Annotated in this window: 19 protein-coding genes and 1 pseudogene; 9 read left to right on the plus strand and 11 right to left on the minus strand. The window is 63.1% G+C overall.

The genetic code is table 11. From position 1 onward, the window contains the following. The first annotated feature begins 31 nt into the window (after window positions 1–31). From AC1DYW_RS03840 to AC1DYW_RS03875, 8 genes are all read left to right on the plus strand, one after another. Window positions 32–2,347, plus strand: coding sequence for a putative bifunctional diguanylate cyclase/phosphodiesterase (locus tag AC1DYW_RS03840; protein WP_477225159.1), 2,316 nt, complete (start codon window positions 32–34; stop codon window positions 2,345–2,347). Window positions 2,348–2,595: 248 nt separating this feature from the next. After that, a complete protein-coding gene (locus AC1DYW_RS03845; protein WP_477225572.1) occupies window positions 2,596–3,303 on the plus strand; it encodes an N-acyl amino acid synthase FeeM domain-containing protein in 708 nt (235 codons plus the stop codon). Window positions 3,304–3,419: 116 nt separating this feature from the next. After that, window positions 3,420–3,569, plus strand: coding sequence for a DUF3096 domain-containing protein (locus AC1DYW_RS03850; protein WP_019862764.1), 150 nt, complete (start codon window positions 3,420–3,422; stop codon window positions 3,567–3,569). A gap of 278 nt (window positions 3,570–3,847) precedes the next feature. Next, the gene (locus AC1DYW_RS03855) at window positions 3,848–4,072 is read left to right on the plus strand and encodes an aa3-type cytochrome c oxidase subunit IV (RefSeq protein WP_095082965.1); all 225 of its coding nucleotides are present in this window, start codon (window positions 3,848–3,850) and stop codon (window positions 4,070–4,072) included. An 85-nt stretch (window positions 4,073–4,157) separates the two neighbouring features. Beyond that, window positions 4,158–5,438, plus strand: coding sequence for a Re/Si-specific NAD(P)(+) transhydrogenase subunit alpha (locus tag AC1DYW_RS03860; protein ID WP_477225160.1), 1,281 nt, complete (start codon window positions 4,158–4,160; stop codon window positions 5,436–5,438). Further along, window positions 5,438–5,863: a proton-translocating transhydrogenase family protein gene (locus tag AC1DYW_RS03865; RefSeq protein WP_091581083.1), complete on the plus strand. Its 426-nt coding sequence runs from the start codon at window positions 5,438–5,440 to the stop codon at window positions 5,861–5,863. Before AC1DYW_RS03860 ends, AC1DYW_RS03865 begins: the two co-directional genes overlap by 1 nt. 6 nt (window positions 5,864–5,869) lie before the next feature. Then, window positions 5,870–7,267: an NAD(P)(+) transhydrogenase (Re/Si-specific) subunit beta gene (locus AC1DYW_RS03870; RefSeq protein ID WP_477225161.1), complete on the plus strand. Its 1,398-nt coding sequence runs from the start codon at window positions 5,870–5,872 to the stop codon at window positions 7,265–7,267. A gap of 135 nt (window positions 7,268–7,402) precedes the next feature. Continuing rightward, a complete protein-coding gene (locus AC1DYW_RS03875) occupies window positions 7,403–8,881 on the plus strand; it encodes a hypothetical protein (protein WP_477225162.1) in 1,479 nt (492 codons plus the stop codon). Between the two features lie 94 nt (window positions 8,882–8,975). Here the strand turns inward: AC1DYW_RS03875 and AC1DYW_RS03880 are convergent, their stop codons facing one another. The 4 genes and pseudogenes from AC1DYW_RS03880 to AC1DYW_RS03895 form a co-directional block, all read right to left on the minus strand. After that, on the minus strand, window positions 8,976–9,887 hold the full coding sequence (locus tag AC1DYW_RS03880; protein WP_477225163.1) for a hypothetical protein: 912 nt from the start codon (window positions 9,885–9,887) through the stop codon (window positions 8,976–8,978). A gap of 241 nt (window positions 9,888–10,128) precedes the next feature. Continuing rightward, complete coding sequence (gyrB, locus tag AC1DYW_RS03885; RefSeq protein WP_477225164.1) at window positions 10,129–12,600, minus strand: DNA topoisomerase (ATP-hydrolyzing) subunit B; 2,472 nt, start codon at window positions 12,598–12,600, stop codon at window positions 10,129–10,131. A 145-nt stretch (window positions 12,601–12,745) separates the two neighbouring features. Continuing rightward, on the minus strand, window positions 12,746–15,412 hold the full coding sequence (locus AC1DYW_RS03890) for a caspase family protein (RefSeq protein WP_477225165.1): 2,667 nt from the start codon (window positions 15,410–15,412) through the stop codon (window positions 12,746–12,748). A 54-nt stretch (window positions 15,413–15,466) separates the two neighbouring features. Continuing rightward, window positions 15,467–16,035: pseudogene (locus AC1DYW_RS03895) on the minus strand (NADPH-dependent FMN reductase). Window positions 16,036–16,246: 211 nt separating this feature from the next. Here AC1DYW_RS03895 and AC1DYW_RS03900 point away from each other — a divergent pair. Beyond that, complete coding sequence (locus AC1DYW_RS03900; protein WP_477225166.1) at window positions 16,247–17,614, plus strand: cytochrome P450; 1,368 nt, start codon at window positions 16,247–16,249, stop codon at window positions 17,612–17,614. A 12-nt stretch (window positions 17,615–17,626) separates the two neighbouring features. On the opposite strand, the gene AC1DYW_RS03905 is transcribed toward AC1DYW_RS03900, so the two are convergent. The 7 genes from AC1DYW_RS03905 to AC1DYW_RS03935 form a co-directional block, all read right to left on the minus strand. Then, window positions 17,627–18,604 (minus strand): complex I NDUFA9 subunit family protein, encoded by a 978-nt coding sequence (locus tag AC1DYW_RS03905; protein WP_477225167.1) that lies wholly within the window; start codon window positions 18,602–18,604, stop codon window positions 17,627–17,629. A gap of 103 nt (window positions 18,605–18,707) precedes the next feature. Then, on the minus strand, window positions 18,708–19,160 hold the full coding sequence (locus AC1DYW_RS03910) for a DoxX family protein (RefSeq protein ID WP_477225168.1): 453 nt from the start codon (window positions 19,158–19,160) through the stop codon (window positions 18,708–18,710). Window positions 19,161–19,355: 195 nt separating this feature from the next. Beyond that, complete coding sequence (locus AC1DYW_RS03915; RefSeq protein WP_477225169.1) at window positions 19,356–19,637, minus strand: hypothetical protein; 282 nt, start codon at window positions 19,635–19,637, stop codon at window positions 19,356–19,358. Between the two features lie 243 nt (window positions 19,638–19,880). Continuing rightward, on the minus strand, window positions 19,881–20,882 hold the full coding sequence (locus tag AC1DYW_RS03920) for an Ldh family oxidoreductase (protein WP_167392072.1): 1,002 nt from the start codon (window positions 20,880–20,882) through the stop codon (window positions 19,881–19,883). Between the two features lie 91 nt (window positions 20,883–20,973). Then, window positions 20,974–21,783, minus strand: coding sequence for an ABC transporter permease (locus tag AC1DYW_RS03925; RefSeq protein ID WP_477225170.1), 810 nt, complete (start codon window positions 21,781–21,783; stop codon window positions 20,974–20,976). Continuing rightward, entirely contained in the window at window positions 21,783–22,496 is a 714-nt protein-coding gene (locus tag AC1DYW_RS03930) for an ABC transporter permease (protein ID WP_206073704.1), read from the minus strand. Before AC1DYW_RS03930 ends, AC1DYW_RS03925 begins: the two co-directional genes overlap by 1 nt. A 160-nt stretch (window positions 22,497–22,656) precedes the next feature. Next, window positions 22,657–23,451: a transporter substrate-binding domain-containing protein gene (locus AC1DYW_RS03935; protein WP_095082937.1), complete on the minus strand. Its 795-nt coding sequence runs from the start codon at window positions 23,449–23,451 to the stop codon at window positions 22,657–22,659. Between the last annotated feature and the right edge of the window lie 52 nt (window positions 23,452–23,503).

Consider the following 23,503-nt stretch of genomic DNA (forward strand, 5'->3'; position numbering starts at 1 on the left):
GCATGACAGGGCTTAGCGTTGGGCCGACGATATGGGCAGGACAAAGACCGAAAACATCCCACCGGATGTTTATATCCAGTTTGTGCGGTCGTTGTTCGACAACGCCCACATGCTGGTGATTGGCGGCGTGTGCTACTGGATCCTCGGATTCATGATCTACTTTCGCACGCACAATCCATTGTTCCTGGCTTTCTCCTTTACTCTACTGTCCATCAGCCTCTTCCGTTACTTCGGCATTCGCGCCTTCCGCAAGGCGGGCGGTGTCATAGCCAATGTCGACGAGGCGCGGCGGTGGGAGCGCAACTACATCCTCAAGGGCAGCCTGCAGGGCCTCGGGTTGGGCGCGCTCTGCTTCATTTCGATCTATGTGTACCCTGACCCCTTTGCCGAACTGGCCGCGACGTCGCTGGCCATTGCCACCCTGGTCACGGTTGTTGGCCGGAACTACGGATCTCCGCGCATGGTGCGGATTTTTTCCGTGACCTTCATTGGTCCGGCGGCACTTGCACTCTTGCTGCGCATGGATGTCCCTTCGGTCGTTCTCGGGTTGATGATCATCCCGTTGACTTTCATCACCATCAACAGCGCCGATCACGTCCGCAACGTGCTTTTCTCGGCCGTCATTGGCCACAAGGAAGCGAGGAAGCTCGCCCTCAGGTTCGATCGCGCCCTCAACACCATGTCGCACGGCCTTGTCATGCTCGGCCCCAACGGCCGCGTGGCGGTGGCCAATGCCGAGGCCGCGCATTTGATGTCGCTCAAGTCGCCGGATGCGCTGCTCGGGCGGTCGATCCACGGTCTGTTGATGCGCGGTGTCGCCGGCGGCATGCTGGCGCCGAAGGATTGCCGCTATATCGAGGCCCAGTTGACGCGCGCCCTGCGCGAAGGCCGCGACCGCAAGGTGCTGGTTTCGCTCGCCAACGGCCAGCACTATGAATTCTCGGCTCGCGAGGGCAGCCAGGAGTTGGGCGTCATTACCTTCGAGGACGTCACCGCCCGTGTCGAGGCGGAAGACAAGATCCGCTTCATGGCCCGCTACGACAACCTCACCGGCCTGCCCAACCGCGCCTATTTCCACGAACTGGTCGGCGAGGCCATGGCGTCCGGCGACGGCGACCGTCTCTGCGGGCTGGCAGTGCTCGACCTCGACGATTTCAAGAGCGTCAACGACACGCTTGGGCACCCGATCGGCGACGGGTTGATCTACGCCGTCGCCGAGCGCCTTGCCGCCATTGCCGGGCAAGGCATCACGGTCAGCCGTTTCGGCGGCGACGAATTCATGATCTTCTTCGACCGCGTCGAGGACGAGAGCCATCTGACCGGCCAGCTCGACGAGATTTTCGCCGGCCTGCAGGGGGAGGTCGACGTCGCCGGTCACGGGCTGCGCATCCAGGCCAGCGGCGGCGCGGTGCTGTCGCGGGTCAAGGATACCGATGTCGACGCCATGATCGTCAAGGCGGACCTGGCGCTCTACAAGGCCAAGGAACTCGGCAAGAACAGCTGGCGGCTGTTCGAGGCCTCGATGGATGCCGCCTTCCGCAACCGTCAGCTGATGAAGGCAGATCTGCGCACCGCCGTGGAAAGCAAGGCCCTGCGGGTGGTCTATCAGCCGATCGTGGCGATGAGCACCATGCGTATCGCCAGCTGCGAGGCGCTGTGCCGGTGGGATCATCCAGATCTCGGGCCGATCTCGCCCAGCATCTTCATTCCGCTGGCCGAGGAAATGGGCATCATTTCCGAGATCAGCACCTTCGTGCTGCAGGCGGCCTGCACCGAATGCGCCAAATGGCCGGACCAGACGACCGTCTCGGTCAATCTCTCCGCCAAGGATTTCCGCAGCCGCGACGTCGTCCAGAAGGTTCGTGATGCGTTGACCAGCTCCGGCCTCGCCGCCGGCCGGCTGGAGATCGAGGTCACCGAAACGGCGTTGCTCGACGACAAGTCGCTGACGCGCCAGTACATCGAGGAGCTGAAGCAGCTTGGCGTGCGCATTGCGCTCGACGATTTCGGCACCGGCTATTCGAGCCTGAGTTACCTGCACAAGCTGCCGCTCGACAAGATCAAGATCGACCGTTCGTTCCTGATAGACGTCACTCAGAACAGCCGCTCGCTCGAACTGCTCAAGGGCATTGTCAATCTGTCACGGCCGCTCGGACTTTCCGTGACCGTCGAAGGTGTAGAGACCTTCGAGCAGCTCAAGATCCTGGCCTTGCAGGTCAAACCGGATCTCGTGCAAGGCTTCCTCTTCGGCGCCGCGCTTAGTGCGTCGGGTATCGAGACGATGTCGAGTGCCACCTGGCCATTCGTCGCTGATCTGCTTCTCACCGGCAAGCGGACAGCCAGTTAGTATCCTGCTTTTCGAAGTTGGCTCTTGGCAGCCTCCTCCTCACTCGAGTTATTCATCAGTAGACATTTCCAAACGGACGCCCGGCCGTTAACGTTAACAGAAGGTAAATGAACAATATCGGAATTTCAGCTTGTGTCTCATTTCAGCTCGAATAGCCTATCCGCAGGCGGGATTTTCGAGGACAGACAATGGATGCTGCACGGGCTGTAGGGAGTGCGTCTGGCGGGGTCAGCACGGCTGGGGATTCGGTGTTGAACCGATCGATCATGCAACTGCTGGAGCATGTCGATTATCGCCTTATTACAGGAGGCGAGGATCTGGAGGCGATCTACCGACTTCGCTATAAATCCTACCTGCGCTCAGGCATGTGCGGTCCGATCGCCAGCGGTATGTTCGAGGACCGCTGGGACAATCTTCCCAATTCCTACCGGTTCGGTGTCTATTGCTATGGCGAATTGGTCAGCACGATCCGCTTCCATTACATTTCCAGCGAGCACCCGTATTCGCCCTCCGTCGATGCCTATCCGGAAATACTGATCGAGCGACTTGCCCGCGGAGAAACCTTCATCGACGGAACCCGGTTCGCAACCGATCCCGATAGCGCGCCGGCGCCCGGAGTGCTGCCTTTTCTGACACTCAGGCTTGCCATGGTGGCCTCGCGCTACTTTGGCCAGGACTCGGTCCTTACGCCGGTCAAGATCGAGCATTCCAATTTTTATGCCCGTTACTTCAATGCCGTGCAGAGGACTGAGGGCAAAGAGTTTCCTGGCGTTCTTACTCCGATCGCACTGTTCGAAATCCCTGCCGGCGAAAACATGCGCCTGACACTCGAACGGTTCCCATTCTTCAGGTCGACGCCGACCGAACAGCGGCTGATGTTTGCCAATCCGGCCATCAACCGACTGACACCCTTGTCCATCGTGCCGACAGCGAAATATTATCGCGAAGCCGCCTGAGACCGCGCGATTTTCGCGAAGCGCCTGGACCTTTCCGGCCACTTCTGCGTTCTGGATGACGTCAAGGGCGCTGCCGCGCCCCGGGCATCGCCGCGAAGTCTTTGAAGGAACCCGACATGCACATCTCGCAGCTCGCGCTCACGCCGCTCATCTCGCTGATCGCCGGCGTGCTGATTCTCATTATGCCTCGGCTGTTGAACTACATTGTCGCGCTCTATCTGATCGTCGTCGGTCTTCTCGGGCTTTTCCCCCATCTTGCCGGCTGAAGCGTCCGTCAGCCGGCGAAGAAACGCAGCGTCGCGGCGACGATCGCCTCGGGCGCATCTTCCTGCGTGAGATGGGCTGATGTCGCCGAAAATGTGAAATTATCACAGCGCGTTCAGTTCCGCTGACAGGGTCGCCGGTGCCGCCTGTGGTCGGGTTCGGGGAGCCGGCTTCAATTTTCCTTTGAGGCAGTTGTCGGCTGCGATGCGGCAATAGCGCCATTGCTCTCGGCTCGGCTTTTCGCTATGTGCCTGAAAGATGTCTTCGAAGGGGTATTGCTATGGCTGATCACACGCCGACCGGTCCTGTCGAACTGGGCGCGAAGATGGACTATGCCGAGCATGACCGCACCTATGCGGGCTTTCTCATGCTGGCCAAATACGGATCGCTCTTTTGCGGCGCCATACTCCTGGCGATGGCTTTCGGCTTCTTTGCGGGCGGCTTCTTTTCGGCGACCATCCTGTTCATTCTGATTCTGGCCGCCGGCGCCTTTATCCTCCGATAGATTTTTCCGACACCTTGTCCACGGCGCCGCCGCGAGGCCGGTCGGCGTCTTGCGGGAAACAGCTTCCGGCCGAAAGGATCATGCGGTGGGACAGACGGTTTTCATCCCTCGTGAACTCGATGCCAACGAGCCGCGCGTAGCGGCTTCGCCCGACACGGTGAAACGGCTGGCGGGGCTTGGCTTCGATGTCGTCGTCGAGACCGGTGCCGGCACGAGGTCGCGCATCCCCAACGAGGAATTCGCCAAGGCCGGTGCCGCCATCGGCAAGGCCGGCGATGTCGCAAAGGCCGATGTGGTGCTGAAGGTCCGCCGGCCGACGGATACCGAGCTGAAGGGCTACAAGCCCGGTACGGCTGTCATCGCTATCATGGATCCCTATGGCAATGATGCCGCCGTGGCGGCCCTGGCAAAAGCGGGTGTCACCGCTTTTTCGATGGAGTTCATGCCGCGCATCACCCGCGCCCAGTCGATGGACGTGCTTTCCTCGCAGGCCAATCTCGCCGGCTACCAGGCGGTGATCGACGGCGCTTCGGAATACGATCGCGCCTTGCCGATGATGATGACGGCGGCGGGCACGGTGCCGGCGGCGAAGGTCTTCATCATGGGCGTCGGCGTCGCCGGCCTGCAGGCGATCGCCACCGCGCGTCGCCTCGGTGCGGTCGTCACCGCCACAGACGTGCGTCCCGCCGCCAAGGAACAGGTCGCCTCGCTCGGCGCAAAATTCCTGGCGGTCGAGGACGACGAATTCAAGGCGGCCGAGACGGCAGGCGGCTACGCCAAGGAAATGTCGAAGGAATATCAGGCCAAGCAGGCGGCACTCACCGCCGAGCACATCGCCAAGCAGGACATCGTCATCACCACGGCGTTGATCCCCGGCCGGCCGGCGCCGAAGCTGGTGTCGGCGGCCATGGTCGCCTCGATGAAGCCGGGCTCGGTGCTCGTCGATCTGGCGGTCGAGCGCGGCGGCAATGTCGAGGGCGCTGAAGCCGGCAAGGTCGTCACCACGGCCAACAACGTCAAGATCGTTGGCCATCTCAACGTGCCGGGCCGGGTCGCCGCATCCGCCTCGCTGCTTTACGCCAAGAACCTGTTCGCTTTCCTCGAGACGCTGGTCGACAAGACGACGAAGACGCTTGCGATCAACCGCGATGACGACCTGGTCAAGGCAACGATGCTCACCGATGGCGGCAAGGTGGTCCATCCGGCCTTCGCCAAGGCCGACCAGCAGCCTCATGTCGAGCCCGCCGCGATCCCGGCCACCACCATGGTCGCCGATGCTTCGGCCAAGCCGGCTGCAAAGAAGGCCGCGCCCAAGAAACCGGCCGCACCCAAGTCGCCCTCGTCGAAGTCGAAAGGCATTGCGTGATGGATCAGACCTTGCAGAAAGCCCTCGACCAGCTCGACCAGGCCTCCGCCGCCGTTCGGCTGGCGGTACAGAACATGGCGACGGCGCCCGGCGGCGCTGAAGCTGCGGGTGATGCCGCGCACGCCCTGTCGGGTGGTGCCATCGATCCCTTTGTCTTCCGCTTCGCCATCTTCGTGCTGGCGATCTTCGTCGGCTACTACGTCGTCTGGTCGGTGACCCCGGCTTTGCACACGCCGCTGATGGCCGTTACCAACGCCATTTCCTCGGTCATCGTCGTCGGCGCCTTGCTTGCCGTCGGCATCGCCGCCTCCGGCATTGCCGCCGGCTTCGGCTTCGTCGCGCTTATGCTGGTGTCGGTCAACATCTTCGGCGGCTTCCTCGTCACCCAGCGCATGCTGGCCATGTACAAGAAGAAGGACAAGTAGAGCGCCATGAACGCCAACTTCGCGTCCTTCCTCTATCTGGTCTCCGGCGTCCTGTTCATCATGGCGCTGCGTGGCCTGTCGCATCCGACCACCAGCCGCCAGGGCAACCTCTACGGCATGATCGGCATGGGCATCGCCATCGCCACCACGCTGGCGCTGGCAACTCCGTCGGCCGGCCGTTTCGGTTTGATCGTGCTTGGCCTTGCCATCGGCGGCGGCGTCGGCGCCATCACCGCGCGCCGCATCGCCATGACCTCGATGCCGCAGCTGGTCGCCGCCTTCCACTCGCTGGTCGGTCTTGCCGCCGTCATGGTGGCCGCCGCGGCCATCTATGCGCCGGAAAGCTTCGGCATCGGCACGGCAGGCGACATCCATGCCCAGGCGCTGATCGAGATGAGCCTTGGCGTCGCCATCGGCGCCATCACCTTCACCGGCTCGGTCATCGCCTTCCTGAAGCTAGACGGACGCATGTCGGGCAAGCCGATCATGATCGGCGCCCGCCACTTCATCAACGCCGCACTCGGCATCGCGCTGATCGTGCTGATCGTGCTTCTGGTCACGACGGAATCGAAGCTGGTGTTCTGGCTGATCGTCGCCGCCTCGCTGGTGCTGGGTATCCTGCTCATCATTCCGATCGGCGGCGCCGACATGCCGGTCGTCGTCTCGATGCTCAACTCCTATTCCGGCTGGGCGGCTGCCGCACTCGGCTTCACGCTTGGCAATCTGGCGCTGATCATCACCGGCGCGCTGGTCGGCTCGTCCGGCGCGATCCTGTCCTACATCATGTGCAAGGGCATGAACCGCTCGTTCATCTCGGTCATCCTTGGCGGCTTCGGCGGCGAGACGGCGGCGGCGGCCGACGACGGCATCGAGCGCACAGTCAAGCAAGGTTCGGCCGACGATGCGGCCTATCTGATGATGAACGCGCAGAAGGTCATCATCGTGCCCGGCTACGGCATGGCGGTGGCCCAGGCGCAACATGCGCTGCGCGAAATGGCCGACAAGCTCAAGGCCAACGGCGTCGACGTCAAGTACGCCATTCATCCTGTCGCAGGCCGCATGCCTGGCCACATGAACGTGCTCTTGGCCGAGGCCAACGTGCCGTACGACGAGGTGTTCGAGCTCGAGGACATCAACTCCGAATTCGCGCAGGCCGATGTCGCCTACGTCATCGGTGCCAACGACGTCACCAACCCGTCCGCCCGCGACGACAAGTCGTCGCCGATCTACGGCATGCCGATCCTCGACGTCGACAAGGCCCGCACCTGCCTGTTCGTCAAGCGCTCGCTCGGCTCCGGCTATGCCGGCATCGACAACACGCTGTTCTACAAGGACGGCACCATGATGCTGCTCGGCGACGCCAAGAAGATGACCGAGGAGATCGTCAAGGCCATGGATCACTGATCAGGGGATCAGCACTGAGATGCGCCAAGAAACGCCCGGCCTCGCGCCGGGCTTTTTCTTGGCTTGACGGCGGTTTCGGGGCTACGATGACGAATGCCCGTCCCGTCGACGGGATTGTCGTCAACGGAGACGTTGGTGCCCGACCCCTTCGCATCGCCGGCCACCCCAAAAGCGCCGCGCAAGCTCAGCCAGGCGGTGGTGATCGTGCATGGCATGGGCGAACAGCGGCCCATGGATACGCTGCGGGGCTTTGTTCAGGCGGTCTGGAGCCATGACCCCGCCCGTGCGCCGTTTTATGCCCATGTCGCCGATCCGGTCGACCCCGCTGGCGCGAAGATCAACCAGAGCTGGATCACACCCGACAGCCGGACAAATTCGTACGAACTTCGCCGCATCACGACGCCTTACGATGTCGATGGCCGTCGCACCGATTTCTACGAGCTTTACTGGGCCGACATCACGCAAGGCACGACACGGGGCCGGCTCGCGGCCTGGGTGACGAACCTGCTGTGGCGCAAGCCCGCGGACATTCCGCGCGACGCCCGCAAGCTCTATCTCGTCACCCTCTTTGCGGTCATCGTCGTCCTGTGCGCGACGCTGGCGCTGGCGACATCGGTTTGGCAAGGCTACATGTCCTGGGCCGCCGGCGTGCTCGTCACGATCCTGGCCTCATTCGTCATCTGGTCGGTCGACCGGTTCGGCCTTCCCTATTTCGGCGATGTCGCCGCCTATGTGCGCGCGGAAGCGGCGACGGTCGAGAAGCGCGCGCTGATCCGCGAGCGTGGCCTCAGGCTGCTGAAGCGCCTGATGTTGGACGATACCTACGACCGGATCGTGCTCGTCTCGCACAGTCTGGGATCGATGATCGCCTATGATCTCTTGCAGATATTGTGGGCCGATTTCAGGCCCCGAAAACTGGAGGCCATCCGCGACAAGGCGAAACTCAAAGCGATCCGCGCCATCGACAAGGCGACGCTCAGTTCCGACGGTTCCGCGTGGCCCGATAGGCTGGACGACCTCGCCGGTTTGCGGCGTGATCAGTGGGAGCTCTACCGACAGCTGCGCACGAAAGATGCCGACCATCCGCTGCCATGGAAGATCAGCGATTTCGTCACGCTCGGCAGTCCGCTGACCCACAGCGAGTTTCTGGTGACGTATGACCTCACCGAGTTCCGGCGCGGCATCGCAGAGCGCCTGCTCTCAGCCTGTCCGCCAATCGCCGAAGGGGTCGCAGCCGGAGGCACTACCCTCTATCAGGAAGGGCGCAGTCCGTCAGGCAAACCGGAACGGGCGGTGCATCATGGCGCGGTGTTTGCCGCAACGCGATGGACCAACATCTTCGACAGGGGCAATGGCTGGCTGACCGGCGACCCGATTTCCGGGCCGATGACCGAGAATTTCGGCCCCGGCGTGGAGAACGTCCAGGTCGAGCTGCGCGGCTCCCTCGGCCGCATCTTCACGCACACGCTCTATTGGTCGCTGGCGGCAACCGGCGTCGAGGTCGCCGCGTCGGCCGGCGTTGTGCCGCGCACGCATCTTGCCGTGCTGCGCGACGCTGTGGATCTTGGCCGTAAGCTGGAGCCAAGCCAAGCGCCGGCGACTGCCAAACGATAAGAACAGAGAGATCCCCCCGCGCTGCATGGCAATTCAAACAGAAATCCACTCCGGGCTTGGCCCGGAGTGGATTGATTTTGCTTCGGCCCCAGAATCAGCGGCCGGTCAGGAACACCGCCTCCTCGTCGTCGCGCTGCCTGCCGCCGAGGGCCGCCGCAGCACTTGCGATGAAGGCACCGATGGCCAGCGACAGCGCACCAAGCAGCGCAAAGGTCGCGCTCCCCTTCCTGGCGGTGTCGGCAGCCTGCTGCGCCTTGACCTTGGCGTCCTGAGCCTTGGCAAGGATCGCGTCGACCCGCGCCTTGGCATCTGCCTCCGAAAGGCCGGTGCGGGCAGCGACCAGTTGCGTCAGATAGGTCTTGTCGTCGGCCGAAATCTCGCCTGCCGCAACGCCGGCGATCAGGATGCGCGAGGCTTGCCCGACCGCGGCGGCATTACTGTCCGGATTGGCTACTGCGAGCTTGCTTGCATCGGCCGGGCGGAACAGCGAATCCACCAGATAAGACGTCGCATTGTCGGTCGAAACACCGCCGGCGGAAGCACCCGCCGACGCGCCCATGGCGGCACCCGAAGCGACGGTCGAGACCGCCTGCACGCCTGACCCCAGCGCAGCGGAGAGGGCCGAGCCAAGCACCCCGACGACGAGCAAGGTGGCCAGCGCCCAGGCGAGGAAGCCGTGGGCGGTGTCGCGGAAATAGACCTCGTCGGTATGGATGCCGACCCATTTGGTGCGCAGGCGCCCTGCAAGGTAGCCGCCGACACCGGAGGACAGCCATTGCACGACGATCAGCCAGATCGCGGTGGACACCGCGAAGGTGGTGACCGACGCGCCTGAGCCCGACCAGGGTGACACCATGGTGAGACCGAGCCCTGAGCCGAGCAGCATCAGGATCAAGGTCAACGTCGAGGCCGCGAAGGCACCGGCGATGATCGGTCCCCAGCTGACGGCAGGAGTGGAGGATTCAGTGGAAGCGGAAACGTCGACAGCCGATAGGGTGGACTGCATGAATTTCCCCCCTACCGTAAGAAAAGCATGATCAGAATGATGATTGGAATCGGGATTCCAAGTAGCCAGAGCAAGATACCGCGTCCCATGAAGGCCTCCTGTGAGAAATTGTGATCGATACTGTCACAATGTCCCTCGGGGACTTCCGTTCCGGCGGGTTATGAAATGATTTTGTTTGCCTCGGATGGAACAAATTGGCGCGCCGCAGCGCGCCAATGCCGGAGATCAATATCCAGGGAGATCAAATATCCAGGTTGGCGACCGACAGCGCGTTGTCCTGGATGAATTCGCGCCGGGGCTCGACCTCGTCGCCCATCAGCCGCGAGAACAGACTGTCCGCGTCGGTGGCGTCGTTGACCTTGACCTGCAGCAACGAGCGCACGTTCGGGTCGAGCGTGGTCTCCCAGAGCTGCTCGGCGTTCATCTCGCCGAGACCCTTGTAGCGCTGCATGGTCAGCCCCTTGCGGCCGGTCGCAAAGACCGCGTTGAGCAGCGCCAGCGGCCCCGAGATGGTTTCGGCGACATCCTTGCGGCGCAGCACCGGCGGCGTCCCGTAGACCTCGCTGAGGCGCTGTGCGTAGCGGTCGAGCTGGCGGGCATCGGCCGAATTGATCAGCGCCAGGTCGAGATGCGCGTATTCCTTGACGCTGCGCACCGTACGCTCGAACACATAGCCGCCGACGCCTTCGTTCGAGGTTGACATGCGGCCGGTCCAGCCGCGCTCGGTGTCCTCGGCGATGATGTCGAGGCGTTTTGCGATCCGCTCCGCCATGGCATCGGCGCGGCCGAGATCTGTGAAGACGTCGGGGTTGAGCCCGCCGGCGATCGCCGCCTGTTCGACCACGCCTCTGTTGTAGCGCGTGTGCAGCCCGTTGATCAGCTGCCGCACCGCCAGCGCATCGTCGATGGCGCTGCGCAGGTCCTGTCCGGTGCGAACTTCGCCCGAGCCCAGAGAAAGCGACGCTTCTTCGAGCCCCGAGCCGATCAGGAACTCCTCGAAGGCGCTCTCGTCCTTGATGTATTGCGAGCTCTTGCCGCGCGTCACTTTGTAGAGCGGCGGCTGGGCGATGTAGAGATGGCCGCGCTCGATCAGTTCCGGCATCTGCCGGAAGAAGAAGGTGAGCAGCAAGGTGCGGATGTGGGCGCCGTCGACGTCGGCGTCGGTCATCAGGATGATCTTGTGGTAGCGCAGCTTGTCGGCGTTGAACTCGTCCTTGCCGATCGAGGTGCCGAGCGCTGTGATCAGCGTGCCGATCATGTCGGAGCCGAGCATGCGGTCGAAGCGAGCCCGTTCGACATTGAGGATCTTGCCGCGCAGCGGCAGGATCGCCTGGTTCTGGCGCGAACGGCCGCCCTTGGCCGAGCCGCCGGCGGAATCGCCCTCGACGATGAAGATTTCGGATTTCGCCGGGTCGCGTTCCTGGCAGTCGGCCAGCTTGCCGGGCAGCGAGGTGACGCCGAGCGAGCTCTTGCGGGTGATGTCGCGCGCCTTGCGCGCGGCTTCGCGCGCAGCCGCGGCCTGGATCACTTTCTCGATGACCACCTTGCCCTCGCTCGGGTGTTCTTCCAGCCAGGTGCCGAGCGCTTCGTTGACCAGCCCTTCGACCACCGGACGGACCTCTGAAGAGACCAGCTTGTCCTTGGTCTGCGAGGAGAACTTTGGATCGGGTACCTTGACCGACAGCACCGCTGTCAGGCCCTCGCGGCAGTCGTCGCCGATCAGCGAGACCTTTTCCTTCTTGGTCAGGCCCGAGGAGTCGCCATAGCCGGTGATCTGACGGGTCAGCGCACCGCGGAAACCGGCCAGATGGGTGCCGCCGTCGCGTTGCGGGATGTTGTTGGTGAAGGCCAGCACGTTCTCGTGGTAGCTGTCGTTCCACCACATCGCCACTTCGACGGTGATGCCGTCGCGCTCGGCCTTGATGGCGACCGGCTTGTCGATCAGCGGTTTCTTGACGCGGTCGAGATATTTGACGAACTCTTCCAGCCCGCCATCATAATGCAGCTCGTGGCGCACGATGTCGGCATGGCGGGCATCGGTCAAAACGATGCGCACGCCGGAATTGAGGAAGGCGAGTTCGCGCAGCCGGTGTTCCAGCGTGCCGAAGTCGAATTCGACCATGGTGAAGGTTTCGGCCGACGGGAAGAAGGTGATCTCGCTGCCGCTGCGCCCTTCGTAGGTGCCGGCAACCTTGTGCTGCTCGTAGGTGCCGGTCGCCTTCAGCGGCGCGTCGGCATTGCCGTGCGTGAAGCTCATCTCGAAGATCTGGCCGTTGCGGCGGATCTTCAATTTCAGCCATGCCGAAAGCGCGTTGACCACCGAGACGCCGACGCCATGCAGTCCGCCCGACACCTTGTAGGAATTCTGGTCGAACTTGCCGCCGGCATGCAGCTGCGTCATGATCACTTCGGCCGCGGAAATGCCTTCGCCGGTGTGGATATCGGTCGGAATGCCGCGGCCATTGTCGATCACGGTGACCGAACCATCGGGGTTGAGCGTCACCGTGACGAGGTCGGCATGACCGGCCAGGGCCTCGTCGATAGCGTTGTCGACCACCTCGTAGACCATGTGATGCAGGCCGGAACCGTCGTCGGTGTCGCCGATATACATGCCGGGGCGTTTGCGGACAGCATCCAACCCCTTCAAAACCTTGATGGAATCGGCGCCGTATTCGGCTTCAGCGCCGTTGTTGTTGTCGATCTGATCGCTCATGAAAACCTATTGTCTGGATGCCGCTTGCACGGTGCTGAAAATCGGCACCGAATCGCGCCTCTGATATTGTCTAGATATAGGCGCTAAAGGCGGTTTTTCCAAGGTTTGCAGGCATTTCCGGGGTGAATCCCGAGCCGGCAGCCGGCTATTTTTTTCGAGCGCCGGATTTGGCGAGAAGGCTGCGCAAATGTTTGATCATGAATTTGTCTCCGGGCGCCAGCCGCCCCGTGCGGTCGAGCTCCAGCGTTAGGTTGAGCGCCGTGGTCAGCGCGGCCTTCGGATCCCTCGCCACATAGGCATAGGCGACGTAGGCGCGCGCCAGATCGATTTGCCAGATCGCATTGTTCGGATCGGACTGGGCCAATTTCTGGGCAATAGCGAGGCTGGCCTCGAAGGCCGCCTTGGAACCCTCAAAGTGACGTCGGTCGGTTTCCAGATACCCGATCTTCTGCAGGGTGATCGAAATATCGCGTTGCCAGTTCAAATTGGCAGAATCCAGCTTGGCCAGCCGGTCGGCAATAGCAAGGCTGTCCTGATAGTTTTGCAGGGCGCCGCTGGCATTGCCTTGCACCCTAAGCACCTCGGCGACCCGCTCGAGGCACACCGACAGGTCGCGCTGCCAGTCCGTGTTGCCGGGATCGATGGCGGCAAGGTCGCGCGCCGTGGCCAGCGCCTGCTGGTGGGCCTCCAGCGCGAGCGGCCAATCCTTCTGGTCGCTGTAAGCATTGCCGATTTTGGAGTAACCGATCGACAGGTCGCGCTTCAAGTCGGTATTGTTGGGGTCGCGGCGCGCCAAGTCTTCGGCGATCGCCTGGCTCTTGTTGAAGGCTACGAGCGCACCGGCGGCGTCGCCGCGCTCCCGCAGCAGATCACCGATCTTGGTTTGGCTGACTGAGACAGCGCGTTGGCGCCGCGTGTCATCGGGCTTGTTCTCGGCCAGCGCCAACCGAATTCTCAGGCTCTCTTCCAACGCTGTCTGGGCGCCGTCCAACTGACCGGCAGTACGGGCAAGGTCGCCGATTTCGTCATAGGTGATTGTCAGATCATTGAGCAGATCGGCGCGGCCCGGCTCCGAATCGGCCAACTGTTGCTTGATCGAGAGGCTTTGCTGATAGGCTTGGGCCGCGGCGTTCACATCGCCTTGCGTCGCCAGCACGTTGCCGATCTTGTCGTTGGCCATGGCAAGATCACCGAGCCAGTCCTTCTTGTCCGGCACGCTTGTGGTCAGGTCCTGCAGCATGTCCCTGGCCGACTCATAGTTTTCCAGGGAGGTTGGCAGGTCGCCTTGCGCCATCCTTGTGTTGGCGAGCTTGATATGGCTGATGGCGAGATCGCGCTTGACGCTGGGATCGGTTTCCTGAAGCGATCGCTGCTCGAGGTTGGCCAACAGTGCGGAAAAGGCGCGGCCGGCCGCGTCGCTATTGCCGACCGTCGTATAGAGAACTCCGAGTTCCTCCAGCGTGCGGCTCTGGCGGTCGGCCTGTTCCAGGCTGAGCGAGGTCTGCCCGGCCTCGCCATACAGCGCCAGCACGAATTCGTAGCCGTTGATGGCTGCCGCATAGTTCAGGTCGGCGCGCGCCGCGCCTGCCGACAGGAATACCGTTGCGGCCTGCGACAGCGTGCGGTCGACGAAATTCACCTTCAGTGCGTTGCGCGACACCTCGTCGATATTGGCCGCTTCCGTCAGCTTTGCCTGCGCTGCGTCGAAGGCGCCGAGCGACAGCTGCTCTTCGGCCTGCCGACGCAATTCCGTCACTCGCGGATCATCGGCCGCGAGCGTCTTCATCTCGCTGCGCACCTTGACGAAGGCGTCGGCCGCTTCACGCAGCCGGGTATTCAGGCTGTCCGCTGACAAATTGCCGGTGTCGGAACCGATCAGCGCGCCATAGAGCGGCGCCAGCGGCATGTCGGCGTCGCTGGCGATCTGCTCGACCTGGCCGCGCATGTCCGGCGTCACGTCGGCCATGGCGAGCAGCAGGCGTTCGCGCTCCGGCAGCTGTTCCTTGGCCGCCGCGGCAAAGAACAGTTTGGGCAGGCCGCTCTCGACGTAAGGCAGCTGTTTTCCGCGCGACAGGTCATAGACCTCCTGCTGCACCAAAGTCAGCACCGAGCGGATCTCGAGACCGTCGGTGCCGAGATATTTGGCCAGTGCCGTCGTAAACGGCGAATTCTGGCCGGTTCCGTCGGCAGCCGTCTCGCCGGGGGCGGCCGAGAAGGCGAACAGGATGTTTTCCGCGCGGCCAATCCGGCCAAGTCCCGGCTTGACCTTGTCGGCAACATCCTTTGCCAGTGAGGTCGCGCCTCGCCCTTCGCTGCTGCTTCCCGAGAAGGGATCGCTGCGGCATGCGTCGAGCACGATCAGCCCGACCCTTGCGGTGGCGGCGACCGTGTCGCGCACTTCCTCCAGCGGCAGGCTGGTCTTCTGCAGCGCATCGAGCGAAGAGGCGTCGGCATCGATCGGCAGCAGCCGGTTGTCGCCTGAGATTTCGACGCCATGGCCGGAGAAGTAGACCAGCGCCACGTCGGCGCCTTTCGCATCCTCGCGAAAATCGTCGAGCGCGCGGCGCATGCGTCGGAGATCGCGGTTGGTTTCGAGAACGACCTCGAAGCCGAGCTTCTTCAGCGACGCTTCCATCGCCTCGCCGTCATTGATGGGATTGGCGAGCGGCCGGACCAGACGGTAGTCGTCGTCGGCGATGACCAGCGCCACGCGCCGCTCCGCCACCGCGGTGGCGGTGGTCGTAAGCATCAGCAGCAAGGCAAACAGCAAGCGCAAGTCGAACCGCCCCCGGCGCAGTCGTTCGCCAACCATTCCACCTCTTTATGGCGCGAGCAAGCCGGGTTTTTGGGCCGAAAACCGGCTCCTTCAGGCCGTCCGCATCGGCTTCAGGGCCTCACTCCAGCGCAACAGCTCGTCCAGCATGGCCGTGGTTGCGCCCTGCACCTGCTCGCTGGCCCGGTAAGAGCCGTCATGCTCGAGCAGTTTCTGATAGAGCGGCAAGGAAACCGCTTCGGAGATTGGCATTACGCCCACCGAAGTCAGCAGCGGCTTGAGCGCTTGCGCCGCGCGCAGGCCGCCGGAGACGCCACCATAGCTGAAGATGGCGGCGGGTTTGTATTTCCACTCGCGTGCGGATAGTCGATCGCGTTGATGATCGCCGGAGCGGCGAAATAATTGTATTCCGGCGCCACGAAGACGAAGGCGTCGGCGGCATCGATCGCCTTCGACCAGGCCTTGGTGTGGTCGTTCTGATAGTTGCCGAGCTTGGGGTGATGCGGCTCGTCCAGAACCGGCAGATTGAACGCGGCGATGTCGGTCAGCACCGGTTCGAATTTCCCGTGCTTGCGTGCGAATGCCTCCAGCCATTTGGCAAAAACCGGTCCGGCACGGCCGGGCCGCGTGCTGCCGATGATGATGTTCAACTGGTGCTTCAAGGCGGGCTCCTTCGATTGGCGGTATCTGTTGGTGACTGTCACTACGGCAGGGCGTCCTGGGGGACAAGGCGAGGTCGCCGGCAGAACGGTCACGATCAGATGAACACACGATCTGAGTTCGCGTCTTGGCTGCCGAGGTTTCGGTCTGCGTTTCGGTCACATGGACGCCTGGATTGCCAGCCACTACATTGAGGTATCAGCGGAGCACTCCATGGACGTCCAGCCCGCCCCCTTCGTTCCCCCGGCGCCAAAGCCGCGCACGACGCCGCCCTCGACGCTGGAGATGATCCGCATCGTCTACCGCAATCCGCTCGAACTGTGGGGCGAGCATACCTACAACCAGCCCTGGATTTCGGTTAATGGCATTGGTGGACATCTGGTCGTTGCCAACGATCCCGGCCTCATCCGCCACGTGCTGGTCGACAACGCCAAGAACTACAAGATGGCGACGGTGCGCCAGAAGATCCTGCGGCCGATCCTGCGCGACGGCCTGCTGACCGCCGAGGGCGAGGTCTGGAAGCGTTCGCGCAAGGCCATGGCGCCGGTGTTCACGCCGCGCCACATCTTCGGCTTCGCCGAGCCGATGCTCAGGCGCACGCAAGAGTTCGTCGCCCGCTACGAGGGTGGCGGCACGTCCGACATCGCCCATGACATGACGCTGCTCACCTATGACATCCTGGCCGAGACGCTGTTTTCCGGCGAGATCGCTGGCCAGCCGGGCAGTTTTGCCAATGAGATCGACCGGCTGTTCGAGACCATGGGCCGCGTCGATCCGCTCGACCTGTTGCGCGCCCCCGATTGGCTGCCACGGCTCACCCGCATCCGTGGTCGCAAGACCATGGCCTATTTCCGCAAGATCGTCACCGACACGGTCAAGATGCGCGAACAGAAATTCAAGCGCGACCCCGATGCCGTCCCACAGGATTTCCTGACGCTCCTGCTCAAGGCCGAGGGGCCCGACGGGCTGACGCGGGCCGAGGTCGAGGACAACATCATCACCTTCATCGGCGCCGGCCACGAGACCACGGCGCGTGCACTCGGCTGGACGCTTTACTGTCTCGCGGAATCGCCATGGGAGCGCGACAGGGTCGAGCAGGAGATAGACCGGGTGCTGGCGCGCGAGCCCGATCCGACGAAATGGCTCGATGCCATGCCGTTCACGCGTGCGGCTTTCGACGAGGCGCTCAGGCTCTATCCGCCGGCGCCGTCGATCAATCGCGAGCCGATCGAGCCGGAAATGTGGAAGGATCTTTACATCCCGAAATACGCTGCGGTGCTGGTCATGCCATGGGTCGTCCATCGCCACAGGAAGTTGTGGGACCGCCCTGACGCCTTTATGCCGGAGCGCTTCCACCCGGGAAACCGCGAGAAGATCGATCGCTTCCAGTATCTGCCGTTTGGCGCGGGCCCACGCGTCTGCATCGGTGCCAGCTTCGCCATGCAGGAGGCGATCATCGCGCTCGCCATCATGCTGTCGCGCTTCCGCTTCGACACCACGGCCGAGACGAAACCCTGGCCGGTGCAGAAGCTGACCACGCAGCCGCAAGGCGGTTTGCCGATGCAGGTCACGGCGCGCTAGCGATGCACTGACTTATGCTGCGGGCTTGCGCTGTTGGAACTGGCCGGCGGCGCGGAAGCGCCAGAGGTAGCTGGGCAGGATCGTGGCGATCGATTGCGGCTGGATGCCGAGCCCGACCAATGTCCGGTTAGCCTTGGCCGCCGCGTCCGAAACGATGTTGTGCTCGCGCAGCTGCATCACCTGGTCCTTGGTCAGCAGCGGATTGGGTAGGAGCCCGAGGATCGAGGCCTGCATATTCGCCACCCACCACGGCACCGGCACCAGCAGGCGCTTGCGTTCGGTCACGTCTAGCAGTTCTTCCATGCACCCCTTGAAGGTCAGCACCTTGGGGCCGCCAAGCTCGTAGATCTGGCCGCCATCGACCTTGCCGTCGACCGAGCGCGCCACGGCTTCGGCGACGTCGCCGACATAGACCGGCTGGAACTTGGTCTGCCCGCCGCCGATCAGCGGCAGCACCGGCGAATAGCGCGCCATATTGGCGAAGCGGTTGAAGAAGCTGTCCTCGGGCCCGAAAATGATCGACGGCCGGAAGATCACGGCGTCCCTGATCGTCTCCAGGACGGCCTTTTCGCCAAGCGCCTTGGTGCGTGCGTAGTCCGATCCGGAGTCCAGATCGGCACCAAGCGCTGAAATATGGGTAAGGCCGGCGCCGACGGCGCGCGCCGCTTCGGCCACCGCGCGGGCGCCGAACTCATGCACCGTGGAGAACTTCTGCCGGCCGCTCTGATGCAGGATGGCGACCAGATTGACGACATGGTCGGCACCTTGCACGGCGCGGTCGACCGACCAGCGGACGCGCACATTGGCCTGCACCGGCTGGATCTGACCGACATTGCCGAGCGGCTGCAGATGGCCGGCGAGATCGGGCCGCCGGCAGGCGACCCGGATGCGATAGCCGCGCTTGGCCAGCGCGCGCACGACATGGCGGCCGACAAAGCCTGAGCCGCCAAAGACGACGACGAGCTTTGGGGTCTGCAGGATTTCGGTCATGGCTGGCTCCGGCGCTCGCAAGCTTGGCTGAAGCCGTTTCATAATCCGTTTCGCGCCAAAGGCAAAGGGCGACGCGTGGTCGCGTCACCCCTGTTTCGATCTGTTAGAACGCCTTGCCGATGCGGGCGTCGACCGAGTGGCGGTTGCCGCCACGAATGACGAAGAAGAGCAGGATCGCGGCCCACAGAAGCGACTTCTCGGCACCCGAAAAGCCCTGGCTCATCGTGACCCAGTGGAACCAGACCGTGACCAGCAGCACGAACAGGCCAGCAAAGGCGGCCGGCCGCGTCAAAAAGCCGATGGCAATGAAGACGCCGCCGAAGAATTCCGTGCAGGCCAGAAGCAACGACCACAAGGCGCCGGGATAGAAGCCGAGGCCCTCGACCATCTCGGCGGCGCCGAAAGGATTGGTGATCTTCTGCGAGCCATGGATGGCCAGGAACGCACCGGCGACGACGCGAAGAACGGTTTCACCGGCGTCATGCAGCGACGAATACAGGCGGCCAAGCACTGGAATGATCAGCTTGCCGCGGGAGGCGTCAGTGGTCACGGACATCGTAGCTCCTGCTTTTTGTGATAATCCCTTGCAAACGCCCGATGGCTCCCATCAAGTCAAGTTAACAAAAGTTAACTTTGACCGTCATGTTTTGGCGCCATAGAACAAAGTACAGAAAACCCCGCCGCAGCGGGGTTTTCCGGGTGACATCATGCGAAGCCAGGGGCCGACGGAGCGGCCTGACCTGAGACGGTATCAGGAGGGCGTGAAGCAAGTACGCCCACCCCAGCCCTGGACATCCGACATGGTGCCGCCAACCTTCTTGCAGGCCGCGATGAAATCGGCGCTGCAGTTGGCGAATTTTGCATGGCCGTTCTTGCAGTAATGATCCTCGGTGGCGCCGCCGCCCGGAGCGGTGATGACGCCGGGCGCCGACGGTTTGACCGGCGCGGCCTTCAAGGAGGCAGCCTGTGTGGCGCCCATGAACGAGCCGAGAAGAAGGACGGCGGTCAGCATGGTGAGCTTGGTGTTGGTCATGGCAATTTCCTTTTGATTTGGGTGGGTTTTCGAGGCGCAAAGGGACATCCCCTGCGTGAAACAGGCTTTCGCTTTCGGTTTGCTGTTCCCCTCGGTGTGGATCGGGCAAGCTCGCCTTGCCCTGGACATAGCTGGGTCGCTGCGATGCGCTGAAAGGTTCAGCAGCACGCAAAGAAAATTTGCACCGCAGCTCGCCTTGGGCGGGCAGTCTTCAGATAACTAGCTGATAAATAAGCGGATTATTCAGGAAGAATAACGTGCGGCGAATTCGGAAATGCGCTGCACCACCGCCTTTGGCGCGGTGATGCCCCGCGCCTGTGCCTTCTCGGCGGCTTCGGCCCGGGCACGCCCTGGCACATGCACGCCGAAGCGCCGCCGCAGCCGGTCGAGCTGGTCCTTCATGCGCTGCTCGAAATCGGGATCGAGCAGCTTGGGCTCGACGGCAAGCACGAACAGCCCGGTTCCTGGACTGTCCGGCCCGCCGGTGAACCATGGCGCGTCGAGCGACCAGTTGGCGCCTGACAGGCCCGCCGCCAGCACTTCGACCATCAGCGCGATGTTGGCGCCGCGCTGGCCGCCGAAGGCAAGCATGGCGCCCTTCATGGCTGCGGCCGGATCGGTGGTCGGGTTGCCGCTGGCATCCAGCGCCCAGCCTTCGGGGATCTTTTTGCCGTCTTCCGCCGCCTTGCGGATGTTGACGAAGGCGGTGGCGCTCGACGACTGGTCGATGACCAGCGGCGCGCCGTCGGCGGCAGGTGCTGCAAACGACATCGGGTTGGTGCAGTAGACCGGCTTGACCGAGCCCGAGCCGGCGAGCACCGCCGGGCCATTGGTGGCGGCGAACGACACCAGCCCAAGTTCTGCCAGCCTGCCGGTGAAGTAGCCGAGCGCGCCGCATGTATAGGCGTTCTTCTGCGAGAAGATGGCGACACCGAACAGCTTTGCCGCCTTGGCGAGGTCGTCGATGGTGCGGTCGAAGCCTGTATGCGCCAGCCCGCCGCGCGCGTCGGAGAGATAGACCGCCAGCGCCGGCCTGGTGATCACCGGGTCGGCATTGCCGTCGATGCGTCCGGCTTCAAGCGCCTCGAGATAATCGATGAAATGCGAGAGCCCGACGGTCGAAAGCCCTTCCGACTCGGCGGCGATGATCGAGGCGGTGAGCGATTGCGCCGCTTCCTCATTGGCGCCGGCGCCAAGCGCCGCCATCCGGCAAAGTCCTTTTGCCTGGTCGAGACTGAGTTGCATCATGGCTGCCTCTAAGCGAGTAGGGAGTGGTGGCTAGTGAATAGAGGATGCGGCGCGCCGCTTCTACCCGCTATTCGCTGCTGGCTGCTCGCTAGCCGATCTTGTTGGGGATCCGCGCCTCGATCCTGCTAAAGGCGAAGACCAGTATGCCGGTGATCGTCATGTAGATCAGGGCCAGCAGCAGCAAGGGTTCGTAGGTCAGGTAGGTATCCTGCCGCACCTTGGACGAAACGGCGAAGATATCGATGACGCTGATCGTCGCCACCAGTGGCGTCGACTTCAATTGCAGCACGGTTTCGCCAGTAAGCGTCGGCAGCGCACGATAGAATGCTTGTGGCAGCCAGATGCGCCGAAATGTCTTCCAGCGGGTCATGCCGAAGGCGCGGGCGGCCTCGACCTGGCCCTTGGGAACGCCGGCAAAGGCGCCGCGCATCACCTCACCCTCATACCCGGCGAAAGACAAGGTCAATGCCAGCACGCCATAAGGCCAGGCTTGCCGCAGATACGGCCACATCCAGGATTCGCGGATCCACGGGTATTGCGGAAACAGCGAGCCGAGGCCGTAATAGAGCAGCCACAACTGGATCAGCAGCGGCGTGCCCCGGATCACCGTGCAGAAGACCTTGGCCGGTGCGGCGAACCAGAAGGAGCCGGTCGCCTGCGCCAGCCCAAGCGGCACGGCGAGCAGGAAGCCCAGCACACAGGTGACGGCCAGGATCCACAGCGAGCGCCAGATGCCCAGCAATCCCATTTCATAATACTGCGGCAGCCAGTCCCACCGCATGAAAAAGGTGGCTCCCAGAACCAGCCCCAACGCCACAAGGATCAGCACAATGCGGTGCGGCTGCAACCACAGCGACGTTCGCGCGACGATATTGATGATGGCTGTTTCACCAGTCATCAGCGCGCCTCCTTGAGCGAAGGCATGCCGCGCCGCGACCAGGCCTCGATACGGCCGATGATCAGATTGGAAAACAGCGACAGCAGCAGATAGAGCACGCCGGCGGCAAAAAAGAAGGTGAAATAGGCTTTGGTGACGCCCGCGGCCTGCCGCGTTGCCAGCGCCAGTTCATAGAAGCCGACGACCGCCAGCAGCGCGGTGTCCTTGGTGGCGATCAGCCAGAGATTGGCGAGGCCCGGTATGGCGAAGGGCAGCATGGCCGGCAAGGTGATGCGCCGCAGCAGCAGGCCGGGAGACATTCCATAGGCGCGGGCGGCTTCGATCTGGCCTTGCGGAATGGCCAGGATCGCGCCGCGTATCACTTCGGTCGAATAGGCGCCCTGGACAAATCCGAGCACGGCGATGCCGGCGGCAAGGCCGCTGATGTCGACGCGCTGATAACCCATTGCTGTCAGCGCCTGGTTGATCAGGTCGGTTCCGGCATAATACAGCAGCAGGATCAGCACCAGTTCGGGCACGGCGCGCACGATGGTGGTGTAGACGGCCAGGAGATCGCGTACCACCGGCCCGCCATAGAGCTTGCCATAGGCGCCTCCGGTGCCGATCAGAAGGCCGAGGCACGTGGCGCCCAGCGCGATCTCGATCGAATGGAGCAATCCAACCAAGAGAGCTCCGCCCCAGCCCGGCGGGTAGGGCGAGAGAAGCTCGATGATGCCGGCCGCGGAGGCCGAAAGAAGTGCGTCGATCAGCGTCGTCCCCGAATTGCTGGCGTCAGCCGCTGTCAATTCTCGTCAGCGGAAAGCGTGCGTGGACAGGTTCCGGCGAAACCGCACGGCGCGATGCCGTGCGGTTGTTGCTCATGCGTGGGCGATGTCAGTTCGACTGCGTCGGGCCGCCGTAAATGTCGAAATCGAAGTACTTCTTCGAGATTTCGTCATACTTGCCGTTGGCGCGGATGGCCTTGATGCCGGCGTTGATCTTGTCCTTCAGCTCGGTGTCCTCCTTGCGCACGCCGGCGCCGACGCCCGGTCCGAGCACTTCATCGTCCGGAGCCACCATGCCCTTGAGGTCGCAGCACGCCTTGCCCTGGTCCGACTTGAGGAATTCGCCAAGCGCGATGGAATCGGCCTGCACCGCGTCGAGACGGCCGGCGGCGAGATCGTTGTTGGCCTCGTCCTGGGTCTGGTATTCCTTGATCTCGGCCGCCTCGGTGAAGTGCTTCTTGGCGTAGACGGCATGCACGGTCGAGACCTGAACCCCGACGACCTTGCCCTTGAGGTCCGCGGGAGCGGGCCCGAATTTCTGGTCCTTGGGACCGATGATCGCGGTTGGCGTGTTGTAATATTTGTCGGAGAAGTCGATCGTCTTCTGGCGCTCGGCGGTGATCGACATCGAGCTGGCGATGACATCGATCTTCTTTGTCGTCAGCGCCGGGATGATGCCGTCCCAGGCAACCGGGGTGATGACGCAGTCGAGTTTCTCTTCGGCGCAGACGGCGTCGATGAAATCGATCTCCCAGCCAACCCACTTGCCCGAAGCATCAGGCGAGGTGAAGGGTGGATAGGGCTCGGCGGCGACGCCGATCTTGACCGGATCGGCCTTGGCCACGCCCATGGCGGCGACGCCCAGCAGCAGCGCTGCGGCAAATGTCTTCAGAACAGTCTTCATTTCACGACTCCCAGTTTGTTGTTGGTTCCCGGTTTTCTTCCGTCTCGGCCTG

Source organism: Mesorhizobium sp. P2_D5 (assembly GCF_056404355.1).